23 protein-coding genes, 1 other RNA gene and 1 riboswitch are annotated in these 22,263 nt (G+C 62.0%); of the genes, 10 read left to right on the top strand and 14 right to left on the bottom strand.

The window, feature by feature from the left end; all coding sequences use genetic code 11:
- Positions 1–53 precede the first annotated feature (53 nt).
- From pta to K3752_RS14230, 3 genes are all read right to left on the bottom strand, one after another.
- On the bottom strand, positions 54–1,061 hold the full coding sequence (gene pta, locus K3752_RS14240) for a phosphate acetyltransferase (RefSeq protein WP_260063582.1): 1,008 nt from the start codon (positions 1,059–1,061) through the stop codon (positions 54–56).
- Between the two features lie 21 nt (positions 1,062–1,082).
- Complete coding sequence (xsc, locus tag K3752_RS14235; protein WP_260063581.1) at positions 1,083–2,858, bottom strand: sulfoacetaldehyde acetyltransferase; 1,776 nt, start codon at positions 2,856–2,858, stop codon at positions 1,083–1,085.
- 125 nt (positions 2,859–2,983) lie between these two features.
- The gene (locus tag K3752_RS14230; protein ID WP_170439354.1) at positions 2,984–4,444 is read right to left on the bottom strand and encodes a PLP-dependent aminotransferase family protein; all 1,461 of its coding nucleotides are present in this window, start codon (positions 4,442–4,444) and stop codon (positions 2,984–2,986) included.
- A gap of 134 nt (positions 4,445–4,578) precedes the next feature.
- Here K3752_RS14230 and K3752_RS14225 point away from each other — a divergent pair, with 134 nt between their 5' ends.
- Positions 4,579–4,887 (top strand): helix-turn-helix transcriptional regulator, encoded by a 309-nt coding sequence (locus K3752_RS14225; protein WP_170364981.1) that lies wholly within the window; start codon positions 4,579–4,581, stop codon positions 4,885–4,887.
- Positions 4,880–5,908 (top strand): permease, encoded by a 1,029-nt coding sequence (locus K3752_RS14220; protein ID WP_170588666.1) that lies wholly within the window; start codon positions 4,880–4,882, stop codon positions 5,906–5,908. The genes K3752_RS14225 and K3752_RS14220 overlap by 8 nt, the downstream gene beginning before the upstream one ends.
- A gap of 41 nt (positions 5,909–5,949) precedes the next feature.
- On the opposite strand, the gene K3752_RS14215 is transcribed toward K3752_RS14220, so the two are convergent.
- Together K3752_RS14215 and K3752_RS14210 are read right to left on the bottom strand one after the other, a co-directional pair.
- On the bottom strand, positions 5,950–6,339 hold the full coding sequence (locus K3752_RS14215; RefSeq protein ID WP_093964306.1) for a hypothetical protein: 390 nt from the start codon (positions 6,337–6,339) through the stop codon (positions 5,950–5,952).
- A gap of 50 nt (positions 6,340–6,389) precedes the next feature.
- Positions 6,390–7,151: a DUF1013 domain-containing protein gene (locus tag K3752_RS14210; RefSeq protein WP_093964307.1), complete on the bottom strand. Its 762-nt coding sequence runs from the start codon at positions 7,149–7,151 to the stop codon at positions 6,390–6,392.
- Positions 7,152–7,281: 130 nt separating this feature from the next.
- On the opposite strand from K3752_RS14210, the gene K3752_RS14205 reads away from it, so the two are divergent.
- Positions 7,282–7,923 (top strand): ribonuclease T2, encoded by a 642-nt coding sequence (locus K3752_RS14205; protein WP_260063580.1) that lies wholly within the window; start codon positions 7,282–7,284, stop codon positions 7,921–7,923.
- Here the strand turns inward: K3752_RS14205 and K3752_RS14200 are convergent.
- On the bottom strand, positions 7,920–8,408 hold the full coding sequence (locus tag K3752_RS14200) for a hypothetical protein (RefSeq protein WP_170341383.1): 489 nt from the start codon (positions 8,406–8,408) through the stop codon (positions 7,920–7,922). The genes K3752_RS14205 and K3752_RS14200 overlap by 4 nt on opposite strands.
- A 196-nt stretch (positions 8,409–8,604) precedes the next feature.
- On the opposite strand from K3752_RS14200, the gene K3752_RS14195 reads away from it, so the two are divergent.
- Entirely contained in the window at positions 8,605–9,102 is a 498-nt protein-coding gene (locus K3752_RS14195) for a lactoylglutathione lyase family protein (RefSeq protein WP_260063579.1), read from the top strand.
- A 71-nt stretch (positions 9,103–9,173) separates the two neighbouring features.
- Here the strand turns inward: K3752_RS14195 and recR are convergent, their stop codons facing one another.
- The 3 genes from recR to K3752_RS14180 form a co-directional block, all read right to left on the bottom strand.
- Positions 9,174–9,767, bottom strand: a complete 594-nt coding sequence (recR, locus tag K3752_RS14190) for a recombination mediator RecR (RefSeq protein ID WP_260063578.1) — start codon at positions 9,765–9,767, stop codon at positions 9,174–9,176.
- A gap of 46 nt (positions 9,768–9,813) precedes the next feature.
- The gene (locus K3752_RS14185; RefSeq protein ID WP_005980576.1) at positions 9,814–10,158 is read right to left on the bottom strand and encodes a YbaB/EbfC family nucleoid-associated protein; all 345 of its coding nucleotides are present in this window, start codon (positions 10,156–10,158) and stop codon (positions 9,814–9,816) included.
- A gap of 86 nt (positions 10,159–10,244) precedes the next feature.
- Positions 10,245–11,999 (bottom strand): DNA polymerase III subunit gamma/tau, encoded by a 1,755-nt coding sequence (locus tag K3752_RS14180; RefSeq protein ID WP_260063577.1) that lies wholly within the window; start codon positions 11,997–11,999, stop codon positions 10,245–10,247.
- A 155-nt stretch (positions 12,000–12,154) separates the two neighbouring features.
- Between K3752_RS14180 and K3752_RS14175 the strand changes: the two genes are divergently transcribed.
- Positions 12,155–12,658 (top strand): dual specificity protein phosphatase family protein, encoded by a 504-nt coding sequence (locus tag K3752_RS14175; protein WP_170420055.1) that lies wholly within the window; start codon positions 12,155–12,157, stop codon positions 12,656–12,658.
- Positions 12,659–12,661: 3 nt separating this feature from the next.
- Here K3752_RS14175 and K3752_RS14170 read toward each other — a convergent pair whose 3' ends face one another.
- Together K3752_RS14170 and K3752_RS14165 are read right to left on the bottom strand one after the other, a co-directional pair.
- Entirely contained in the window at positions 12,662–13,069 is a 408-nt protein-coding gene (locus tag K3752_RS14170; protein WP_260063576.1) for a hypothetical protein, read from the bottom strand.
- Between the two features lie 85 nt (positions 13,070–13,154).
- A riboswitch (cobalamin riboswitch) is annotated at positions 13,155–13,373 on the bottom strand.
- 28 nt (positions 13,374–13,401) lie between these two features.
- Positions 13,402–13,974, bottom strand: coding sequence for a TetR/AcrR family transcriptional regulator (locus K3752_RS14165; RefSeq protein ID WP_260063575.1), 573 nt, complete (start codon positions 13,972–13,974; stop codon positions 13,402–13,404).
- Between the two features lie 84 nt (positions 13,975–14,058).
- On the opposite strand from K3752_RS14165, the gene K3752_RS14160 reads away from it, so the two are divergent.
- Positions 14,059–14,916, top strand: coding sequence for an alpha/beta fold hydrolase (locus tag K3752_RS14160; RefSeq protein ID WP_260063574.1), 858 nt, complete (start codon positions 14,059–14,061; stop codon positions 14,914–14,916).
- An 81-nt stretch (positions 14,917–14,997) separates the two neighbouring features.
- On the opposite strand, the gene ffs is transcribed toward K3752_RS14160, so the two are convergent.
- Together ffs and K3752_RS14150 are read right to left on the bottom strand one after the other, a co-directional pair.
- Positions 14,998–15,096, bottom strand: an RNA gene (ffs, locus tag K3752_RS14155) — signal recognition particle sRNA small type.
- A gap of 39 nt (positions 15,097–15,135) precedes the next feature.
- Positions 15,136–16,920, bottom strand: a complete 1,785-nt coding sequence (locus tag K3752_RS14150) for a 5'-nucleotidase C-terminal domain-containing protein (protein WP_260063573.1) — start codon at positions 16,918–16,920, stop codon at positions 15,136–15,138.
- A 257-nt stretch (positions 16,921–17,177) separates the two neighbouring features.
- On the opposite strand from K3752_RS14150, the gene nudC reads away from it, so the two are divergent.
- Entirely contained in the window at positions 17,178–18,161 is a 984-nt protein-coding gene (gene nudC / locus K3752_RS14145; protein WP_170364998.1) for an NAD(+) diphosphatase, read from the top strand.
- A gap of 38 nt (positions 18,162–18,199) precedes the next feature.
- Positions 18,200–18,667, top strand: coding sequence for an SRPBCC family protein (locus tag K3752_RS14140; RefSeq protein WP_170360904.1), 468 nt, complete (start codon positions 18,200–18,202; stop codon positions 18,665–18,667).
- 56 nt (positions 18,668–18,723) lie between these two features.
- Here the strand turns inward: K3752_RS14140 and K3752_RS14135 are convergent, their stop codons facing one another.
- On the bottom strand, positions 18,724–19,557 hold the full coding sequence (locus tag K3752_RS14135; RefSeq protein WP_170360906.1) for a prephenate dehydratase: 834 nt from the start codon (positions 19,555–19,557) through the stop codon (positions 18,724–18,726).
- Between the two features lie 119 nt (positions 19,558–19,676).
- Here K3752_RS14135 and K3752_RS14130 point away from each other — a divergent pair, with 119 nt between their 5' ends.
- Together K3752_RS14130 and K3752_RS14125 are read left to right on the top strand one after the other, a co-directional pair.
- Positions 19,677–20,180 (top strand): cytochrome c family protein, encoded by a 504-nt coding sequence (locus tag K3752_RS14130; protein WP_170341467.1) that lies wholly within the window; start codon positions 19,677–19,679, stop codon positions 20,178–20,180.
- 172 nt (positions 20,181–20,352) lie between these two features.
- The gene (locus tag K3752_RS14125; RefSeq protein WP_409233620.1) at positions 20,353–22,263 is read left to right on the top strand and encodes an extracellular solute-binding protein; all 1,911 of its coding nucleotides are present in this window, start codon (positions 20,353–20,355) and stop codon (positions 22,261–22,263) included.

Raw genomic sequence — 22,263 nt, 5'->3', positions numbered from 1 at the left:
ACTTTCAGCCCGGATTTAGAATACTGTTCTGACGATGGCGCCAGATTTGATGGTCATGTTCCCAATGCCTGCAGCACGGTCACGGCGATCATCTGTTCGACATCCTCGGCGCTGCAGCCGCGGGACAGATCATTCGCCGGTCGGGCCAGACCCTGCAGCACCGGACCGATCGCCATGTATCCACCGATCCTCTGGGTGATCTTGTAGCTGATGTTTCCCGCGTCCAAATTGGGAAAGATCATGACGTTGGCCTTTCCGGCCACTGTCGATCCAGGAGCCTTTTTCTGGCCGACGGGGGGGTGAAAAGCCGCGTCGAATTGCAGCTCGCCGTCGACATGCAGCTCGGGATGCTGTTCGCGCAAAAGACGTGTTGCCTCGGTGACCTTGTCGACACCGGGATGTCTTGCGCTGCCTTTGGTCGAAAAGCTCAGCATCGCCAGCGACGGCTGTTCCCGCAGGATGGCCCGGGCCGACTGGGCCGAGGCGGCTGCGATATGGGCCAGCTCCGATGCGGTCGGATCAATCACGAGCCCGCAATCGGAAAACAGCATCGCGCGCGCATCAGGTCCGCCCGGGTCCGGCGGGTACATCAGGAAAAACGAGGACACCAATCCGGCATCCGGTGCTAGGCCGATCACCTGAATCGCCGTTCGCACCACATCACCGGTCGTGTGAACAGCGCCGCCGACCGTTCCCGTGGCACGGCCCGTCCGGACCAGCATGGCAGCGTAAACTAAGGGCGTTTCGGCCGCGGACCGGGCCGACGCTGCATCAACGCCCTTGTGCCGGCGCAGATCGTGGTAGATGGCCGCGAACTCCTCGGTCAGCGGCGACTCGGTCGGGTCATGGATGGAGAGGTCATCTCCCGGTGCGGCGCCCTGCGCCAGCAACTCGGCTTCGATTTCTGCCCGCGGACCGACAAGGATGATGTCGGACAGCCCTGCGGACCGGGCGGCAAGCGCCCCCGCAACGATGCGGGGATCACTGCCTTCGCTCAGAGCAACGATTGGCCGGATTGCCGGAGCTTGCTGACGCAACAACTCAATGGGTGTCAGGGTCATCCGCTCCAGCTCCGTTCCCGCTCAGACCTGCTGCGGCACCATGTCGTCGGCCGAAATGCCGGCCACGGCCACAGGCTTTTTCATCGCGTCGCGGCGGAACGGTTCACCCAGTTCCTGGTTGATCAGGGCTTCGATCAGGGTGGTGATGCCATTCTTCTGGTCTTCGATGGCCTGATTCAGGGCGGCGGTCAGCTCGTCCATGGTGCGGGCGACGACACCCTTCAGGCCGCAGGCTTGGGCGATGCCGGCATAGGACACTTTGGTGTCCAGTTCGGTGCCCACGAAGTTGTCGTCGAACCACAGGGTCGAGTTGCGCTTTTCCGCGCCCCACTGGTAGTTGCGGAACACGATCTGCGTCACGGCAGGCCATTCCTCGCGGCCGATGGCGGTCAGCTCGTTCACCGCGATGCCGAAGGCGCCGTCACCGGCAAAGCCAACTACGGGCACGTCCGGGCAGCCGATCTTGGCGCCGACGATGGCGGGCAGGCCATATCCGCACGGTCCGAACAGGCCGGGGGCCAGATACTTGCGACCTTCCTCAAAGGACGGGTAGGCGTTGCCGATGGCGCAGTTGTTGCCGATGTCCGAGCTGATGATGGCTTCTTTCGGCAGCGCGGCCTGAATGGCGCGCCATGCCATGCGGGGGCTCATCCAGTCGGGTTTGGCCGCGCGCGCGCGCTCGTTCCAGCTGGTACCGGGATCGTCGTCCTCGTGGTCCATGCTGCTGAGCTGCTGGGCCCAACGCGACTTCTTCTCGGCAATCTTGGCCTTGCGCTCGGCGCGGCCTTCGTCTCCGGCCGTGTCGCTCAGCTGCGCCAGGATGCCATTCGCCACCTTGGCCGCGTCGCCGACGATACCGACCGAGACCTTCTTGGTCAGGCCGATCCGGTCGGGGTTGATGTCGACCTGGATGATCTTGGCGTCGGCCGGCCAGTATTCCATGCCATAGCCCGGCAGAGTCGAGAACGGGTTCAGGCGCGTGCCGAGGCACAGGACCACGTCGGCTTCCTTGATCAACTCCATCGCTGCCTTGGACCCGTTGTAGCCCAGCGGGCCGGCAAACAGCGGATGGCTGCCGGGGAAGGCATCGTTGTGTTGGTAGCCGACGCAAACCGGCGCATCCAGGCGCTCGGCCAGGGCCTTGGAGGCCTCGATGCCGCCTTTGGCCAACACCACGCCCGCTCCGTTCAGGATCACGGGGTTCTTGGCGTTCGACAGCAGTTCGGCGGCCTTTGCGACAGCGGTTTCACCGCCTGCGGGACGCTCGAAATCGACGACCGCGGGCAGTTCGACGTCAATGACCTGGGTCCACATGTCACGCGGGATGTTGATCTGGGCCGGGGCGCTGGCGCGCTCGGCCTTCATGATCACGCGGTTCAGAACCTCGGTAACGCGGGATGGATCGCGGACCTCTTCCTGATACGCGACCATGTCCTCGAACAGCTTCATCTGTTCGACTTCCTGAAAGCCGCCCTGTCCGATGGTCTTGTTCGCGGCCTGCGGGGTGACCAGCAGCAGCGGTGTGTGGTTCCAGTAGGCGGTTTTGACGGCAGTGACGAAGTTGGTGATGCCGGGGCCGTTCTGTGCGATCATCATGGACATCTTGCCGGTGGCGCGGGTGTAACCGTCGGCCATCATGCCGGCGCTGCCTTCATGAGCGCAGTCCCAGAACATGATCCCGGCCTTGGGGAACAGGTCCGAGATCGGCATCATGGCCGAGCCGATGATCCCGAACGCGTGTTCGATGCCGTGCATCTGCAGAACCTTAACAAAGGCCTCTTCTGTCGTCATTTTCATTTGGACGCTCTCCAAGCAATGGTGGAAACGGTCAGGCGATACGCCTTGGCTTGCCATTGGTTTTGGCGCAACGGGGGCATCTGGGTTAGGGCCAGACACGGCGCCGGAGTAGGTCCAGTGTGGCCTCAGCAGGCCCGGATTGCGGCCGCAACCCGCTCGATTCCCGCAGGTATCCGGTCAGCCGAGATCGAGGAATACCCCAGGCGGTAATAGTTCCTGGGCCGATCCGGCCCCGAGAAGAACGCAGCACCGGGCTCGATATGAACACTCTGATTCTGCAGCGTTTTCGCCAGTTCGGCGGTGTCGACGTGGTCCGGTGCCTTCATCCACATCGACGATCCACCAAAGACACCGCGTCCGGCCACGGTCAACCCGTTCGCCTCGATCGCGTCCTCGATCGTCTTGCGCCGCTGCATCAGAGCCTTGGACATACGCCGTATCTGGGCGTCATAGTGCCCGAGCGACAGGAAATAGGCCGCCGTTCGCTGGATATGGCCGGGTGGGTGTCGGAAAACGAGCGACCGCAGCGCGCGGGCCTCGCGGATGAACGGTTCGGATCCGACCATGTACCCCAACCGCAATCCCGGGAACAAAGACTTGGAAAAGCTGCCCACGTAGACCACACGCCCGTCCTTGTCCAAGGACTTGAGCGCCGGGGACGGGGCACCCAAGAAGGCCATCTCGAACTCATAGTCATCTTCGACGATCATCGCGTCCAGTTCGCGGGCGCGTTTCAACAGGTCGTGACGCCGGGCGACGGGCATTGTCGCGGTTGTCGGGCATTGGTGGCTGGGCGTGGTGTAGATCACGTCGGTGCCGTCCGGGATGGACTCGGGCGGTAACCCATCCTTGTCCACCCGCAATGGTGTCATCGAGGCATCCGAGCAGCGCATAAGCTCGTGCAGAGCGTAGTAGCTGGGATCCTCGATCGCAGCCTTGCGCCCATGGCCCAGAAGAATGCGCGAGGTCAGCCAAAGGGCGTTCTGAGCGCCCAGCGTGATCAGGATTTCCTCGGGCCGAGCGGCGATACCGCGGCGGGGCAAGGTGTGGCGGGCAATGAACTCGATCAGCAACGGATCGTCCTGATCCACGTAGTCGCCGGTCAGCGAGTCGAAATCCTTGTGGCCAAGGGCCCGAACGGCGCAGAGGCGCCAGTTCGCATGATCAAACAGGGTGCGGTCGGCCTGGCCGTAGATGAACGGATAGCTATATTCTCGCCAATCCGGTGGCTTGGCCAGAAAATCACCCTCGGAAAAGCGGCGGGCCAGTGCGGCGTCCCAGTTGACGGTTTCTTCGCTGCGCTGAACCGGTGTGTATTTCGGTGGCACCGGTGCGTTCTGCGACACGTAGTACCCGGACCGGCCTTTGGCCGTCAGATAGTCATTTGCCAGCAGCTCGGTATAGGCCAGCGTCACGGTGATGCGGCTGACACCCAGATGCGCGGCCAGTTTGCGCGACGACGGCAGTTTCTCACCGACATGAAAGCGGCCTGACAGGATGCCCTCGGCAATCATCTGCTGGATCTGCGCCTGCAGAGTGCCCTGACCGCCCGGTTTCAGAAAGAAGGTATCGACCGAAATTCCCATGCCTCGTTATATGTTGGACTTAAATACAGGGCAATCTGGACTTATTCGGGATCAACGGAAATTTATCGATGCGGTTGACTCGGGCTCTGCTTATCACTAAAAAACTAGAAATCTAGTTTAATGGAGATAACCAAATGTGGGAAAAAGCTGCTGCAGGGTTTTCCGCGATGGGGTCCGAGGCGCGATTGCAGGTGCTCAAGACCCTTGTACGGGCCGGACAGGCCGGTCTGACGGTCGGGGAAATCCAAAGCCGCACGGGGATGGCACCATCCACCCTTGCTCATCACCTGCGATTCTTGGCGGCGGGCGGCGTGGTCGAGCAGGAGAAATCCGGTCGGACCACAATCAACCGTGCATGTTTCGATGAATTGAGATCACTGGCGCAGTTCATCCTCAGCGAATGCTGCGCGGACGAATCCAGAAAGGTTACCAACGATGGCTGAATTGACCCAATCCCCGAAGGCCGTTGGTCAAACCCTGTCCGGTCTGCTGAAGACACCCTGGGCCCTGATCGTGGTGATCCTTGTGCTAGTGGCCATTCTGGACCCGGGCAATTGGGTGAACGTCACGACTTTTGCAGCCAAGGCTCTGGTGCACACCGGTCAGTACATCCTGTTTGCAGTGCTGTTGCTGTCCTACCTCAAGGCCAGCGGGGCCGAGACTATGGTTGCCCGGGCCTTCGAGGGCCGCGAAACCCGGATGATCCTGCTGGCCGCATTGTTTGGCGGGTTGGCTCCGTTCTGCTCTTGCGAGGTGATTCCGTTCATCGCAGGCCTGCTTGCGTTGGGTGCGCCCTTGTCAGCGGTGATGGCCTTCTGGCTAAGCTCGCCGTTGATTGACCCGCCCACGCTTTTGATTACGGCGGGCGCTTTGGGCTGGCCGTTTGCGATCGGCAAAGCCGTTGCAGCCGTGGCACTGGGATTGTTCGGCGGGTTCGCGGTGCGTTTTCTCATGCGTCAGGGTGCCTTTGCCCAACCTCTGCGCCACTATGAACCGGCCGGATGCTGTGGCTGCGGTCCGAAGAAAGACACGCTGCTTTGGCGCTTTTGGCAAGAGCCCGAACGCCGCGCCCGGTTCCGTCGGGAATTCGTGCAGAACGGCCTGTTCCTGCTGAAGTGGCTCGCTCTGGCCTATGTGCTCGAGGCGCTGCTGGTCAGCTATGTTCCGGCTGATCTGATCGCGCGGCTGGTCGGTGGCGACGGTGCCTTGCCGATCGTGATCGCCGCCTTTGTCGGGATGCCGGCCTACCTGAATTCGTATGTCGCGCCGCCGCTTTTGGCCGGCCTAATGGAGCAGGGGATGAGCGCGGGCGCCGCGATGTCGTTCATGATCGCCGGGGCCGTCAGTTCCATTCCGGCCATGGCGGCTGTCTGGTCTCTGGTCAAACCCCGTGTGTTCGCAGCCTACATCGGGCTTGGGATCAGCGGAGCTATTGCAGCCGGGATCCTGTTCCAGCTTTTGTAAGAAGAAAACCGCCCGGAGTATTCTCCGGGCGGTTCTGCAAATCAGCTTGCGCCGCAGTTGCTTGGCAATTTGAACCGATAGCGCGGTTCGCCGCTGTCCACGTAAACCCGCTTTTCTACACAGGCCGTGGTTCCGACACTGCGCGCGATCGGCGCCTCGGTCGCGGTGATTGAAGTTGCCGATCCGTCCGGTAATCGAACCGACGCGATGACCCCGTTCTTGAGATCTCCATTGATCGGTGTGGCCGACAGCACGGGAACGGTCAGAAACGCTTCGTGTTCGTGTTTCCCATCGCCGCTGAACAGCAGCAGACCGGCAGCTACGGCGATAACGGCCACGCCGCCCAGAATGGCCAGTCCCTTTGTTTTTGCGAAAGCGTAAATCGAAACCGCCCGGTGCGGCCCGAAGATAGACGATAGAATGTTCAGCATGGTCCAGTTCCAAAAAGGCCCCGGTCCATCGGACCGGGGCCAGCACAGTGTCAGTTGCGCAGGTCGTCCTCGTCGTCTTCTTCGGCGCCGCCCTTGGGCAGGTTGAAGAAGCTGTCGGCATCCACCACTGCTTCGTCTTCTTTTTCCTCGTCGCCGTCATCGGACAGCGAGAAGGTTTCCAGCCCCTCGATCGCCGTGGGGATCTTGGGAGCGGCATCCATTTCCAGCGACTGTTCGGTCGAGACCAACTTGCGGCGCTCGTCATCGCTCATGACGCCACCTTCGGCGGCCTTCTTGGCGGCGGCTTTCTGGACGGCGGCATCCAGTTCGGACTGTTTGCACAGGCCCAGCGCGACCGGGTCGATCGGCTGCATATTGGCGATGTTCCAGTGGGTGCGCTCGCGGATCGACTGGATCGTGGGCTTGGTGGTTCCAACCAGTTTGGCGATCTGGCCATCGGTCAGCTCCGGGTGGAACTTGACCAGCCACAGGATCGAGTTCGGTCGGTCCTGACGCTTGGACAGCGGCGTGTAGCGCGGACCGCGGCGCTTTTCCTCGCCGGCGGCGGCCGGGTTGAACTTGAGCTTCAGCTTGTGCAGCGGATCTTTCTCGGCCTTGTCGATCTCTTCCTGAGTCAGCTGGTTGTTGGCGATCGGGTCGAACCCCTTGACGCCTGCCGCCACATCGCCATCAGCGATGCCTTGCACTTCCAACTCGTGCATGCCCACGAAATCCGCGATCTGCTTGAAGCTGATCGTGGTATTGTCCACCAGCCAAACGGCGGTTGCCTTGGCCATCAGGGGTTTTGCCATCAGCCCGTCTCCTTTGAATACATCTGTCCCGTCGCCGGAATTCGGCGGCCCCGTGGTCTTGGGGCAGGTTTCCGTTGTCGGGGAACTTGGCCCGTATATAGTCGTGCAGATGCAAGAAGGGAAGAGGCGAATGCGCTGGGCGTTATTGGGGCTGCTGGTGTGGATTTTGGGCGCGACGGCCGCGCTGGCCGATGGCGAGAAGTCAGGCGAGTTCGACTATTACGTCCTGTCGCTGAGCTGGTCGCCCAACTGGTGCGCCCGCGAAGGCGACGCGCGCGGATCCGACCAATGCGATGCGCGCCACGATCACGGCTGGATCCTGCACGGGTTGTGGCCGCAATACCACCAAGGCTGGCCCTCCTATTGCCCGACAGCCAAGGCGCCGCCGTCCCGTGCGATGACCCGACAGATGGAAGATATTCAAGGCAGTTCGGGTCTGGCCTGGCACCAGTGGAAGAAACACGGCACCTGTTCGAGCCTGTCCGCAGCGGACTACTACGCGTTGTCCCGGCAAGCCTATGACCGCATCACCCGACCGCCGGTGTTTCGCAAGTTGGACAAAGCCGTGAAACTGCCGGCGCGCGTGGTCGAGGATGCCTTCCTCAGTGCCAATCCGGGGCTGGAACCCGACATGATCACCGTCACCTGCAACAGCGGGTACATCGAAGAAGTGCGCATCTGCCTGTCGCGCGACCTGGACCCGGTGCCCTGCGGGCGAGACGTCATCCGGGACTGTACCGCCTCGGACGCGGTGTTCGATCCGATTCGCTAGAGCTTCTTGTTCTGGCAGTCCCGCGCATAGTCCAATGCCTTGGCGGTGCCCTTCAGATCGATCGCCAAAACCCGCTCGCCTGCGGGGTTGTAGATCGTCATCGTCTTGTTCTGGGCGATGGCCGCAACAAAGTTCCGGTCGGTGAAGAACACGGTCGCACCGGGCACCCGATCCTGCTTGAACCCTATGGCTGTGGCGTCAAAGCTCTTGCCGTCCAGCTCGAACCGGATCGGATAGGATTTGCCGGGCTCGATGTTGCCCCACCCCTTGTGGAAAACGGTGAAATAGCCCCGATTGTCCAGCGCATCGTAGCCCAGGCGCACCACGGACAGGTCCTGATACACCGTCTGGATCAGACAGCCGTTGCCCAGATTGGGGTCCATCATGATGTTCCAGCCTTCGACGAACCCCTTGTCGACCAGTTGCTGTGACCACGCGGAAGTGGCGGTGAAGGCGGCGAAGGTCAGGGCGAGAAGGCGTTTCATGGCGGGTTCCGATATCAAATGGGTCAGGCTAGGGCATAGTACACGGTGGGGGGTCGACGGAAAGATCATTCTAGGCCTCGGCAGCAGTGCATGATGATCTATGTGCATGGAACAACACGGCTTTGCCTTGTGGGGCGGGCGCTTGAAACAAGGACGTTGCAAAATACGTCTTGCCCAATAGACCAAGGAGCAAGCCATGCCTCAACATCCAAGAACATTCTCTCACATCGGGTTGTCCGTCCCGAACGTGGACGAAGCCGTGAAATTCTATTCCGAGGTTTTGGGATTTTACGTGATCATGCCGCCAACCGACGTGGTCGAGGATGACACGGACATCGGCGTGATGTGCACGGACGTGTTTGGCCCGAATTGGAAAAAACTGCGTATCGCGCATCTGGCGACCGCCGATCGTATCGGGATCGAGCTTTTTGAGTTTGATGGGAACTACGCGCCGGAAAACAACATCGACTTTCGCAGGAACGGGACGTTCCATTTCTGCGTCCAGGATCCTGATGTCGAAGGCTTGGTGGAAAAAATCGTGGCGGCCGGCGGGAAGCAACGCATGCCTATCCGGTACTACTACCCCAGCGAGAAACCCTACCGCATGGTCTATGTCGAGGATCCGTTCGGGATAGTCTTCGAGATCTACAGCCATTCCTATGAATTGACCTACTCTTCGGGTGCCTACACCTGACCGATGGGTCAAGTGGTTCCTTGCAATCGAGAGGGGGCGAGAGCCTGCTGCTTGTAGGCAGCAGGCGGCGGCTACAGTTCTTTCCGCGCCCGCAGCGCAGCGGTGATCGTCCCGTCATCCAGGTAGTCCAGTTCGCCCCCGATCGGCACGCCCTGCGCCAGTGAGGTCAGGCGGACCCGCCCTTCCAGCTGATCGGCGATGTAATGGGCCGTGGTCTGCCCGTCGACGGTGGCGTTCAGGGCCAAGATCACTTCGGTGATGTTCTCGGCGGTGACGCGATCGCGCAGGCGGGGGATGCGCAGTTCTTCCGGTCCGACGCCGTCCAGCGCCGAGAGCGTTCCGCCCAGCACGTGGTAGCGGCCCTTGAACACACCTGCGCGCTCCATCGCCCACAGGTCGGCCACGTCTTCGACCACGCACAGCTCTCCGGTGGCGCGGTCTTCGGAATTGCAGATGTCGCAGATGTCGGTGGTGCCCACGTTGCCGCAGTTCAGGCACTCGCGCGCGGTGGCGGCGACCTGCTGCATGGCGTCCGACAACGGCGTCAGCAGCAGGGCGCGTTTGCGGATCAAGTGCAGCACCGCCCGCCGGGCCGAGCGCGGCCCCAGCCCCGGCAGCTTCGCCATCAAGTCGATCAGGGCGTCGATGTCACTGTTCGAACTCATGGCCTGTCCTGCGTGGCTTTGGCGGCGGGGGTTTGAGGGGCGAAGATCAGAACGGCAGCTTGATGTCCGCTGGCAGGCCCATGCTTTCGGTCAGCTTGGCCATTTCTTCCTGCGACCGCTCGGCTGCCTTGGTCTGCGCATCCTTGATGGCGGCCAGGATCAGGTCCTCGACCACTTCCTTGTCGTCGCTGTTGAAGATCGAGGGGTCGATGTCCAGACCTTTCAACTCGCCCTTGGCCGAGGCCGTGGCCTTGACCAGGCCCGCGCCGGATTCGCCGACGACCATGATGGTGTTCAGCTCTTCCTGCATCTGCGCCATCTTGGTCTGCAGTTCCTGCGCGGATTTCATCATCTTGGCCATGTCGCCCAGACCGCCGAGTCCTTTGAGCATCTGTATGTCTCCTGTCATTCGATTTGCGGCCTAAATACGGGCCGTCTGCCTCCTTCACAAGGGCAGCGCGCCTTCTGCGCGGATGATCAGTCTTCCTCGAACGGGTCCCATTCGTCTTCGACCTCGGGCAGGGCTTCGGTTTCGACCTTGGCGGCACGGTCCTCGGGGGTTTCGATCCGGGTGATGCGGGCCTTGGGGAACCGTGTCAGAACCGCTTGCACCAGGGGGTGTTCTTCGGCCTTGGCCTTCAGCGCCAGCTCGGCCGCGTCGCGCAGTTCGGCGATGGTGGGGGCGTCGCCGTCCGAGACGATCGAGACCGCCCAGCGATTGCCGGTCCAGCGCTGCAGCGCCGACCCGAGCCGCGCGGCCAGGTCGGTGGGCGCCTTTTCGGTGGGCGTGAACTCGATCCGGCCCGGCTGGTACGAGACGAGGCGGACGCCGTTTTCGACCTCGACCAGCAGCTTCACGTCGCGGTTGGCGCGGATCAGCTCGACCACATGCTCGAACGTTGGATAACGCGCCAGCGCGGTCTGCACGTCCTGAGCCAACGCCGCCGTCGGCGCACCGCCCGCACCGCGCGGGGCCGGCGCATGGGCCGAGGCCGTCGCGGTCACGGGCGGGGCGCTGTTTCCGGCGACCGGAACGCCGCCCCCCGGCCCGCCGACAGGCGGTGGAGGGCTGTCCTGAAGGCGCTTGATCAACTCTTCCGGGCTGGGCAGGTCGGCCACATGGGTCAGACGGATCACCGCCATTTCCGCGGCCATCATGGCGTTGGGGGCGGCCGAGACTTCCTCTAGTGCCTTCAGCAGCATCTGCCACATCCGGGTCAGCGCCCGCATCGGCAGCGCCTCGGCCATCTGCTGGCCGCGGGTGCGTTCATCGGGCGAGACGGTGGGATCTTCGGCTGCGTCGGGGGTGATCTTCACCACCGAGACCCAATGCGTGATTTCGGCCAGATCGCGCAGCACTGCCAGCGGGTCGGCGCCCTCGGCATATTGCGCGCCCAGTTCGGTCAGGGCCCCGGCCGCATCGCCGCGCAGGATCATGTCCATCAGGTCCAGCACGCGGCCCCGGTCGGCCAGTCCCAGCATCGCGCGCACCTGGTCGGCGGTGGTTTCGCCGGCACCATGGCTGATTGCCTGATCCAGCAGCGAGGTCGCATCCCGGGCCGAGCCTTCGGCGGCGCGGGTGATCAGTGCCAGCGCGTCATCCGAGATTTCCGCGCCCTCGGCGGTGGCGATCTTGCGCAGCAGGCCGATCATCACTTCGGGTTCGATCCGGCGCAGGTCAAATCGTTGGCAGCGCGACAGCACGGTGACCGGCACCTTGCGGATCTCGGTCGTTGCAAAGATGAACTTCACATGCTCGGGCGGTTCCTCCAGCGTTTTCAGCAGCGCGTTGAACGCGCTGGTCGACAGCATGTGGACTTCGTCGATGATGTAGATCTTGTACCGCGCGCTGGCGGCGCGATAGCGCACGCTGTCGATGATCTCGCGGATGTCGCCCACGCCGGTGCGGCTGGCGGCGTCCATTTCCAGCACGTCCACATGGCGACCTTCCATGATGGCCACGCAATGCTCGCACTGGCCGCAGGGTTCGGTCGTTGGGCCGCCATTGCCGTCGGGGCCGATGCAGTTCATGCCCTTGGCGATGATCCGGGCCGTGGTCGTCTTGCCGGTACCGCGGATGCCGGTCATGATGAAGGCCTGCGCGATCCGGTCCGCCTCGAACGCGTTTTTCAGCGTGCGCACCATGGCATCCTGACCGACCAGATCGGCAAAGGTTTCCGGGCGGTATTTTCGGGCGAGAACCTGATAGGCGGGGCTGGACTGTGTGGTCATGTCTGCTCTGACGGATTCGTACTGACGATGCAGGGTAGAGTTCCCGGTGCCCCGCGTCCACAGCGCCGGTGCAGGTTTTTCGCTTTGGCGAGCGCGCGGTGTGAGGCATACTGCGCGGATCAAGTTCAATCAGCCAGTTTCGGGGGGAACGTCTGATGACAAATCTTGTGGTTCATGCATTGCAGGTGGGCGGCGGTACGCTGGCCCTGACCTCGGTTCCCGGCGGTGGCGGCGATTATGAGGGAGACCTGGACCTGATTTCAGCCTGGGCGCCGGGGCTGGTGATTTCGATGACAACCCTTGCCGAACTGGTTGCCGTGGGTGCGGGCGAATTGGGTTGTGACATCCATCGGCGCGCCTGTCGGTGGGCACATCTGCCGGTCGCCGACTTCTCGGCGCCGTCGACCGAGATATCCGGCCGCTGGCCCGAAGTCAGCGCCGCCGCCCGCCATGCGCTGTCGGGCGGCGGGCGGGTGCTGGTCCACTGCCGGGGCGGTTGCGGGCGGTCGGGCATGGTTGTTCTGCGCTTGATGATCGAAAGCGGCGAGCAGCCGGAACAGGCCCTGAAACGCCTGCGGGCCGTACGCCCCTGCGCAGTCGAAACCGATGCTCAGATGGACTGGGCCGTCGCCCCGGCGCGCGAGGCTCTGGCGACCTGACCTTCAGGCGGTCGCGCGAAACTCGCCCTCGGCCCTGACCACGGGCATGATCGCTGTGGCCTGCAGCATCGCACAGGGTCGATCACTGATGACCTGCGCGGGCAGGGCGTCGCTCTGGTCGTCAAACAGCATGTCGGAATAGGTTTCAAGGCGGTCGGACGGGGTGTCGGCGGCCGCTCCGCAATACACGCGGATCCGTTCGGGACGTGCATCGAACCGCGCCGTGCAGCCATGTTCGCAGTGGGCCAGTTCGCTGCTGCCTTCCACTTGGAAGTCGGGGGATGTCGCGGCCTGCGCCGTCGCCATTGCCTGCGCGATGGCCCGTGCCATGCGCGCCAGTGCCGGGCAGGTCTTTCCGGTGCGCTGGCAGATAGTTGCCGCGAATTCATGGGTGTCGGTCTTCCAAATCATGTTGCGCCCTCCGCGCGCTGGGCGGGGTGGATTTGGACAGACGCCGGTTTCAAGGCCAGACCCTGCCCGGACACCCCGTCCGAGTTTCGGTTTCACGTTTGATGGCAGGTCTCCTGACTTGCGGGTCTTTGCTTTGCCGACCTTCCCAACCTTGCGGTCAGTGGTATTTCGGCATCGCTCTCCGCCTACAGTTGCGGGGGCAGTCGCGGCCTTGGTCCGCTCCGGAGTTCCGGGTTGGACCGCACCGTGTTCCCTTTTCATCCCGGACCGAAACGGCACGGGAACCATCCCCTCATCGCTAGCGGTGTATCCGGGATCGAGTCAAGACGGTTTCAGCCCGGTTGCCGGAGTGAGTTCCAAGGGAACAGATCAGGCAGTCTGCGCAGCACATTCGAATCCCTGCGGGCACGGGCCAATTGCCAGCCGCCCTGCATCACGATGAACAGGGTGTCCGCAGTATTTTCGGGGTCGGAAACTCCGAACCGCGCGGCGTGGTTTCGAACTTCGATGATCCAGCTTTCATACAGACGGTCGGCATGCTCCCGAAACGCGCGGTTGTCGGGGCTTTCGAACAGGGTGGCGGCGATCGGGCAGGTCTCCCATTGGGCCGAGGTGTCGAACAGCTTCGCGATCTTGTGGCACAGGGTGATGACCCCGTCGCGAAAATCCGCGGCGTCGTCGAATGCCGCAGCGATCATGTTCAACATCCCGTCCGAGGCCCAACTGGCCGCCGCCAGGGCCAGATCCGGCTTGCCCTTTGGAAAATGGTGATACAGTGAACCCTTGGGGGCCTGCGCTTCGGCCAGCAATTCCGCCAGACCGACACCGTTATAGCCCGAGCGCTGGAACAGTTTGGCGGCAGTCACGATCAGGCGATCTTTGGTGTTTGGTGGACGTTGGGTCATGCAGGCCAAATATTGACAGGCCTAGACCAATTGGTCCAGACACAAAGTATTAGACCGATCGGTCCAGAGTGTTTGGAGGCAAAGATGTTGGATTCGCAGCACGCGGTTGACGTGGAAGACTTTAAGTTTCCGTCGGGCCAGACCCAGCTGGCGGCGCGGCTTTACACTCCGGCGGTCGAGCCGCAAACCGTTGTTGTGCTGAACGGCGCAACAGGAGTGCCACGTGACTACTATCAGCACTTTGCTCGCTGGCTGGCCGCCGAGCGCGGTATGGCTTGCCTGACATATGACTACCGGGATTTCGAGCATTCGCTGACCGGGCGGCTGAAAGACTCGAAGGCCACGATGGCGGACTGGGCGCTGATCGACATGCCCGCAGCGCGTGCCGAGATGCGCCGTCGATACCCGCAGGCAAAACTGTGGGTGATCGGGCATTCGGTCGGTGGAATGCTGGGTCCGCTGCAACCGGAAATCGAACAGATCGACCGGATGATCTGTGTGTGCGCAGGTTTGGTGACGGTGGCCGATCACCCGTGGCCCTACAAGGGCTTGGCGACTCTGTTCTGGTATGGCCACGTGCCACCTCTGGTGCGTCTTCTGGGGTACCTGCCGGGGAAACTTCTGGGATTCGGAGCCGATTTGCCGGCGGGCGTCTATTGGCAATGGCGCAAGTGGTGTACATCGCCCACCAGCTATCTGCCCGAATTGGGAGACACGCTTCCCCAAGCGGATTGGAGTCGGGCGAACGCCACGGCGGATATCATTGCGTTCGAGGATGACCAGACTGTGCCACCGCCCGCGGTCTGGCGGCTGTCTGAACTCTATGGTCCGACCGCCCGTCGGCGTTTGTTGCAGCCGAAGGATTTCGGACTGTCCGAAATCGGTCATATCGGCGCCTTCGCCCGGCGCAGCAGTGCCGTTTGGCCGCGATTGATCGCCTGACCCGCCGGCAAGCGCGGTTTTCAGGAACAACGACGAAATGCAGAGGTTGGATTGACCCGGCCGAATACGCGGCGCGGCGTCAAGTGAGAGGTTGGACATCGACCCAAGCGGGGCTCGTTGTGGCTGCTTCCTTCCGGACCTGACCAGGTTGGCGAGGCGCTTGCCCGCGCCAACCTCTCGACCGCCGATATAGGCATCACGCAGCCGCTTGGCAACCCGTCACAAAGACAGGCGTACCCGAAGAAACCCGCGCGCGTCCTGCCCGTCGGTGGTGGCTGCAAAGTGGTCGAGCTCGTGCAGGTAGTTCGCAGCGCGTGGCCCGGTCTTCAGAATCACGGACCGGCCCGCCTGCGGAACAAAGGAAAAGCTTTGGGCGGTGTTTTCCACCGGATCCGGACCCAATCGTCCCGCCAGGTAGTCGCGCAAGATTCCCTGGAGGCTCAGCGGCGGCACCGGGATCAGCCGGGCCGGGTCTGGGACGGGAAAGTTGCCGCCGCCATTGGCTCGGTAGCTGTTTGATGCAACGACGAATTGTTCATCCGGATCGACGGGGCGGCCCTGAAAGGCAAGATCGCGCAGGCGGGAATGGGACGTGTCGATCAACTGGCCGCCTAAATCATATCGCGCGGGCTGGGTCAGATCGAACCTGTAGGTCACCCCATGCAGCACGTCGAAATTGTGCCCGGTGCCCTCGGGGTCGATCAGAACCTGCTCGTCGCTGTTTCCAAGTTGGGAAAACTGGGCAGCCGACATCTCCAGCCACTCGGTGATCTGGCGGCCATCCAGCAGCATGGCGGCCAGTTGGTTTGGAAACACATGCAAGTCCGAGACATGCCTTACGGTGACACCGCCAGCCGGGACTGCGGTGTAGTGCCGTGGTCCGGCCCGGCCTCCGAATTTCGAAGGTGCGGCTGCGGACAGAACAGGGAGGGTTTCAAAGGCCGTTCCGGCCAGAACCGGTCGCAGAGCTGCCGCCTGTGCTGCGGCGACCAAGTTCAGCCCCTGATCCACCCCGCAAAAGGTGAAATAGCTGTGCAGGGTACGATTGATCCGGCCCACCGGCTGGGCAGCGGCTTTGCGGGTCGCCTTGTGGGCGGCGGCAAAAAGTTCGACCATCTCAGGGTCTTCAGGAACGACCCGAGCGCCGGTTTCAGCCCCGCCCGGGCAGATCGCGCGCAGATGCGCGCTGTGACCAGCAATTCTCGCTTCTCCCATGGCGTTCACGGCAAGCGTCAGGTCGATCACCCCCAAATGCGACCCCGCTGATCCGGGCATGACCACGGGTCTGGCCTGCTGCGGGTTACCATCGCTTGGGTCGGGAAGTGTCAGGTGCGTGTGTCCGGCCACGATTGCATCAATACCGTCCAGAGCAGAAAGCTGTGCGACCACATTTTCCGACATCGGCGCGGCGTCGGGCTCGCCTAGGCCGGAATGTGCAAGAGCCACAATCAGGTCACAGCCCTGACGACGCAAATTCTCGGCCATCCGGCGCGCTGAGGCGACGGCATCCTCGGCTGCAACCTGGCCTTCCAATTGTGGTGCTTCCCACTTCACCGTCTGCGGCGGCAGGATCGAGAAAACGCCAATTCGGACAGGAATGCTTTGGCCGTTGATGTGGACATGACGGGTCAGGATGGACTGTTTCTGCCAGGGCGCCCCCCCGGTCAGACACTGCATGTTGCTGCACAAAACCGGGCAAGGTGCCCGAGAAACGATCCGGCCCAGAGCCGGCAGACCAAAGCCGAAGTCGTGGTTCCCCAGCGCAATTGCGTCGTAGCCCAAACGCCCAAAGGCAGACATCAAGGGGTGGGTCGCTTCGGTCTGCGCGACCGCCCAGTCACCCAGAAGTGTCCCCTGAAGGGAATCTCCGTTGTCGAACAGCAGGACAGTTGCATTCGCCTCTTCCGCCTCTTGACGTGCAGAGCGGATCAAACTGACGGTTCGGGTGAAGCCCACACTTGGTTCCGGCCGGTCCGCATAATAGTCGAAACTGGTCAGATTCATGTGCAGATCGGTCGTCGCAAGAATCCGGATGTGCGCGGTTTTTAAGTGGGGATGTACCTGAAGCAGGGAGGATTTCAGAGCCAATTTTCTTCTTTTAGGTGCTGTTGTGCATACGTTTTCACTGAAAGGTAGAATACAGGTAATCGTCAGGGCTTCCATGCGTCCTTTGCGACAACGATGCTTTTTGCGAGTGTGAATTCCCATTGCACCAGTACCCAAGTCGTGGCAGCCCTTGTGCAAATTCCAAAGGGACAGGCATGAAACGGGCGGAAAGCGTGACATTTGGCGGCTCTGGACTGGACCGGGCGGCGCAGATCCGTACCGATGCCAGAGCCTTGGAGGCAGCACGGTCCGATACTACGGCGCGGTGCATCCTTATGTGGCGGGGCAAACCGCTGGTCATGGGCGAAGCGCTGGACCAGTTGGCCTTGGTTCCGATGGGCCACGATCTGGTTGCGAACGGACCCGGCGGGGCGATTGACCAACCGATCTTGCTGGGGCGCAGTGATGCGGGTGCGCCGCTGTTTGCAATGGACATTTCGAATTGGTCTGCCGACGGGTTGGACCTGTCGGGCGTTGGAGCGTTCGTGGACCGAACCGAACAGCAGCATCCGGGGCTGCCCGTGGGCCACGTGTTCGCCGAGCTTCGTCGGATCATGACCCGCCTGTCGGCCCGGGACGCCGAATTGGCAGCCACCGCCAAAGCCGTGATCGGCTGGCACGAGACGCACAGGTTCTGCGCGCGCTGCGGCAACCCGACCAACATTTCACAGGCGGGGTGGCAACGACTGTGCCCGGCCTGTGGCGGTCAGCACTTTCCACGGACCGATCCGGTGGTGATCATGTTGGTCACGCATGGCGATTCCGTCCTGATGGGCAGATCTCCGGGGTGGCCCGACGGCATGTATTCACTGTTGGCCGGTTTCGTCGAGCCGGGCGAAACCCTCGAAGCCGCCGTGCGGCGTGAGGTCATGGAGGAGGCCGGCGTTCCGGTCGGACACGTCAGCTATCTGGCAAGTCAACCCTGGCCATTTCCGTCGTCGCTGATGTTCGGGTGTGCAGCGCAGGCGCTGTCCCGCGAGATCACGATCGACCCGGTCGAGATCGAGGACGCGATGTGGGTCACCAAGTCCGAGATGATGCAGGCTTTTGCAGGCGAGCACCCCAAGCTTCTGCCGGCGCGAAAGGGGGCAATCGCGCATTTTCTTTTGCGTAACTGGCTTGCAGATACGCTGGACTGACGAAACACTGACACCCTGACTGAGCAGAAAAGGCCGACATGCAGGTTTCAGCACGCGAAGATATCCAGGCGCCGATCGATGCGGTGTTCGACATGGTCGCGGACTTCGAACGGTTCGAGCGCATGGCGATGCGCCGCGGTGTCGAGGTTCGACGCACTGTCGAAATGCCGGGCCACTGGGTCGGGTCGTGCTGGGAAGCCGATATCATGATCCGTGGCAAGCCACGCCACGTCGCGATCGAGGTGGCCGAGTTCGATCGCCCCACAGCCATGCGGTTTCGATCGACCAGCAAGGGGATGAACGGCCTGACCACGATTGATCTTCTGTCGCTGTCGCAAAAGCAGACGCGGCTGAGCATCGAGATGTCACTGGCGGCCAAGACCTTGCCTGCGCGTCTGCTTCTGCAGTCGTTGAAGCTGGGCAAGGCCAGATTCCGGCGCCAGTTCCAGATGCGGCTGAGCGATTTTGCGCGCGAAATGGAAGAACGCTATCTGCACGGGGCTTGAGAGCCGGCGTTTGACTGGCGGTGAGCAGTCCCAAGCTGCCTGCGCGTGGGAGCAGACTAACCGCGTGGTCGAGCAGCGGGGTACACGCCCAGCACTTCCACATTCGTGGTGAAATGCTGCAGTTCATCCATCGCGAGCTGCACGTTGCGGTCTTCCGGGTGGCCGACGATGTCGGCGTAGAACTGAGTCGCCGTGAACGAGCCATCAACCATGTAGCTTTCCAGCTTGGTCATGTTGATGCCGTTGGTGGCAAAACCGCCCATGGCCTTGTACAGCGCCGCCGGAATGTTCCGGACCTGGAACACGAAGCTGGTGATCATCCCGTGCTCGCCACGGCGGCTGCGGTCGTCCTCGCGGGACATCACCAGAAAGCGGGTCGTGTTGTCGTCGCTGTCTTCGATGTGGCGCGCCAGCAGTTCAAGGCCATAGATTTCGCCAGCCAGTTCGCTGGCCAGGGCCGCCGAATGTTTCTCACCCGCTTCCGAGACCTCGCGCGCCGCGCGGGCGTTGTCAGGGCTGACCCGCCCGCGGATGCCGTGGGCCTTCAGGAAGTTTGCGCATTGCGGCAATAGCACCAGATGCGAATGGGCTTCGGTGATATCTTCGAGTTTCGCGCCCGGCACGCCCAGCAAGTTGATGTGAACCCGCACGAAGGCCTCGTCCACGATGTGCAGCCCGCTGTGCGGAAGAAGGCGGTGGATATCGGCCACTCGTCCATAGGTGCTGTTCTCGACCGGCAGCATGGCCAGATCGGCCTCGCCCGAGCGCACCGATTCGATCACGTCCTCGAATGTTCGGCAGGGCAGCGCCTCCATATCCGGACGCGCATTGCGACAGGCTTCGTGACTGTAGGCGCCGGGTTCCCCCTGAAAGGCGATGCGTTTGGTCATTTGGTCGATTCCGTGCAACAAGTTCCAGAATTGGGCGTTTCGTCGCGGTGTCTATACCTTGCCTCTTGCAAGGGGAAGCCTTAGACACCCCGAAGACAGCTGAAATGGACTCGCGATCAATGTTCGACACGATGACAGTTACCAAGGCCGCAGCCGGCCTGTTCGGTGCCTTCCTTGTACTCCTCCTGGCAAAATGGGGGGGCGATGTTCTCTACCATGTCGGCGGGCACGGCGAAGCCGCCTATGTTATTGAAACCGAAAGCTCGGGCGAAAGCGCTGACGGCGAAGAAGTGGTCTTTGCCGATCTGCTGGCCGCAGCTGACCCGGAAAAGGGCGCGAAGGTTTTCCGCAAGTGTTCGGCTTGCCACAAGCTGGAAGAAGGCGCCAATGGCACCGGTCCCTACCTGTATGGCGTCGTGGACCGCCCTGTGGCGGCGGCTGCGGGCTTCGGCTACTCGGCGGCGATGCAGTCGCATGGCGGCAACTGGACCCCGGAAGAGCTGGATGCGTTCATTGCAAACCCCAAAGGCTATATCCAAGGCACTTCGATGAGCTTTGCCGGTCTCAAAAAGGCTCAGGAACGCGCAGACCTGATCGCGTACCTGCAGACGATTGGCGGCTGATCTGCCCACCCAGACACCGAAAAGCGAAAGCCGCTGCCATGTGCAGCGGCTTTTTTTGTCTGAGCAAAACTTCACAAAGCGCTCACGCATTCTAAACTTGCAAGTGTCAGTGCTGGGCTTTTAGCTTGCCCACAAGGACATGGACAGAAGACAACATCGAAGGATGACCCGTATGATTTCCCATCTGCCTGGCGCGCGCGAACAAGGTTTTCGTCATTGGGTCGCGGCATTGGGCATTTCGGCGGCGTTGGTTCTGGGGCAGGCGGGGCCAGTCCGGGCCGACGAGGACCAGATCATTCGCAGCCATGGCTACTCGTACTTCGGCAATCTCGACTACCCCGCCGACTACACGCACTTGAACTATGCCAACCCGGATGCACCCAAGGGCGGCGAGCTGTCATTGGCCGCATCGGGCACGTTTGATTCCCTGAATCCATATTCACGCAAAGGTCGCCCCGGAGCGTTGACGACACTGCAATACGATCGGCTGATGGACAGCACCGATGACAGTGTCGGCCAGTACTACGGCGTATTGGCTGAGAGCCTGGAGTATGACGCCGACCGCAACTGGGTCATTTTCCACCTGCGCCCCGAAGCGACGTTCTGGGATGGCACGCCCGTCACCGCCGAGGATGTGGTCTACAGCCACCGCCTGTTCATCGAACAGGGCCTGCCGTCATATGCGCAGGCCGTCGGGCGGATGGTGACCGGCGCCGAGGCGCTGGATACGCACACGGTCAAGTTCACGTTCAATCCCGAATTGACGGCCCGCAGCCGGATCGAAACCGTCGGCGCGACGCCCGTATTCTCGAAAGCGTGGTTCGAGGCAGACCCGTCCCGCCGTCTCGACGAGCCGCGCCTGGAAGTCGCCGTTGGATCTGGGCCTTACAAATTGGACAGCTACGATATCAACCGGCGCATCGTCTACAAACGCCGGGACGACTACTGGGGCAAGGACTTGCCGTTCAACAAGGGCCGGCACAACTACGATACCATCCGAGTCGAGTATTTCGCGGACCAGACAGCCGCCTTTGAAGGCTTCAAGGCAGGCGAATACACGCTGCGGATCGAAAGCGACCCCAAACTGTGGGCGACCGGCTATGACTTCCCCAAGTTGAAAGAGGGCTACGTCGTCAAGGACGCGATTGCGAATGGCAGCCCACCGACCCCGTCGGGCTTTGTGTTCAACCTCGCGCGTCCGCAATTCGCGGACAAGAATGTTCGAAAGGCACTGGCGCTGGCATTCAACTTTGAATGGGCCAATGAATCTCTGCTGTTCGGCCTGAACTCACCCCGCGATTCGTTCATCGAAGGCACACCGCTTGAAGCGATGGATACACCGCAGGGGGCAGAGCTGTCATTTCTGCAAGCTTTGGGCGACGTGGTTCCACCCGAGATGTTGACCGAACCGGTGACGACCGTTCACGAATCCAACCCGGCGCGCCTGAACGATCGGCGCAACCTGCGCAAAGCCTCGAAACTGTTGGACGAAGCCGGATGGCCCGTGGGCGACGGCAACTTGCGCCGCAATGCTCAGGGTCAGACCCTGCGGGTGAACATCCCCTATCCATCCAACCTGCCGACATCGACGGCCACGATGATCGAGACCTTTGTCCAGAACCTTCAGGCGCTGGGCGTGGATGCTTCGGCCGAAAAGGTCGATCCGGCGCAGTACACCCTGCGCAGCCGCGAGCGTGACTATGACATGGTTTATTCGACACGCTATGGTGCGTTCCTGTCCACTGGCGGTGGCCTCAGTCAGATGTATGGCTCGAAAGAGGCCGAGTTCAGCCTGTTCAACCCGGCAGGCCTTGCCAGCCCGTTGGTGGACGCCATCATCGAGGCGTCATTTGCGACCAGCAATCAAACCGATCAGGATGCAGCGCTTATGGCCTTGGATCGCGCCTTGCGCTATGAGTTCTTCATCATACCGGATGGGTATATCGCGGAATACTGGACAGCCTACTACAACATGTACGAATACCCCGATCAGTTGCCGCCCTATGCGCTGGGATACCTTGATCTGTGGTGGATCAATCCCGAGAAGGAAGCGGCCCTGAAAGCAGAAGGCGCGCTGCGTTAA

The sequence above is a fragment of the Ruegeria sp. B32 genome, from assembly GCF_025141855.1.
Lineage (GTDB): Bacteria > Pseudomonadota > Alphaproteobacteria > Rhodobacterales > Rhodobacteraceae > Ruegeria > Ruegeria arenilitoris.
This window is presented reverse-complemented; position numbering and strand designations above follow the sequence as displayed.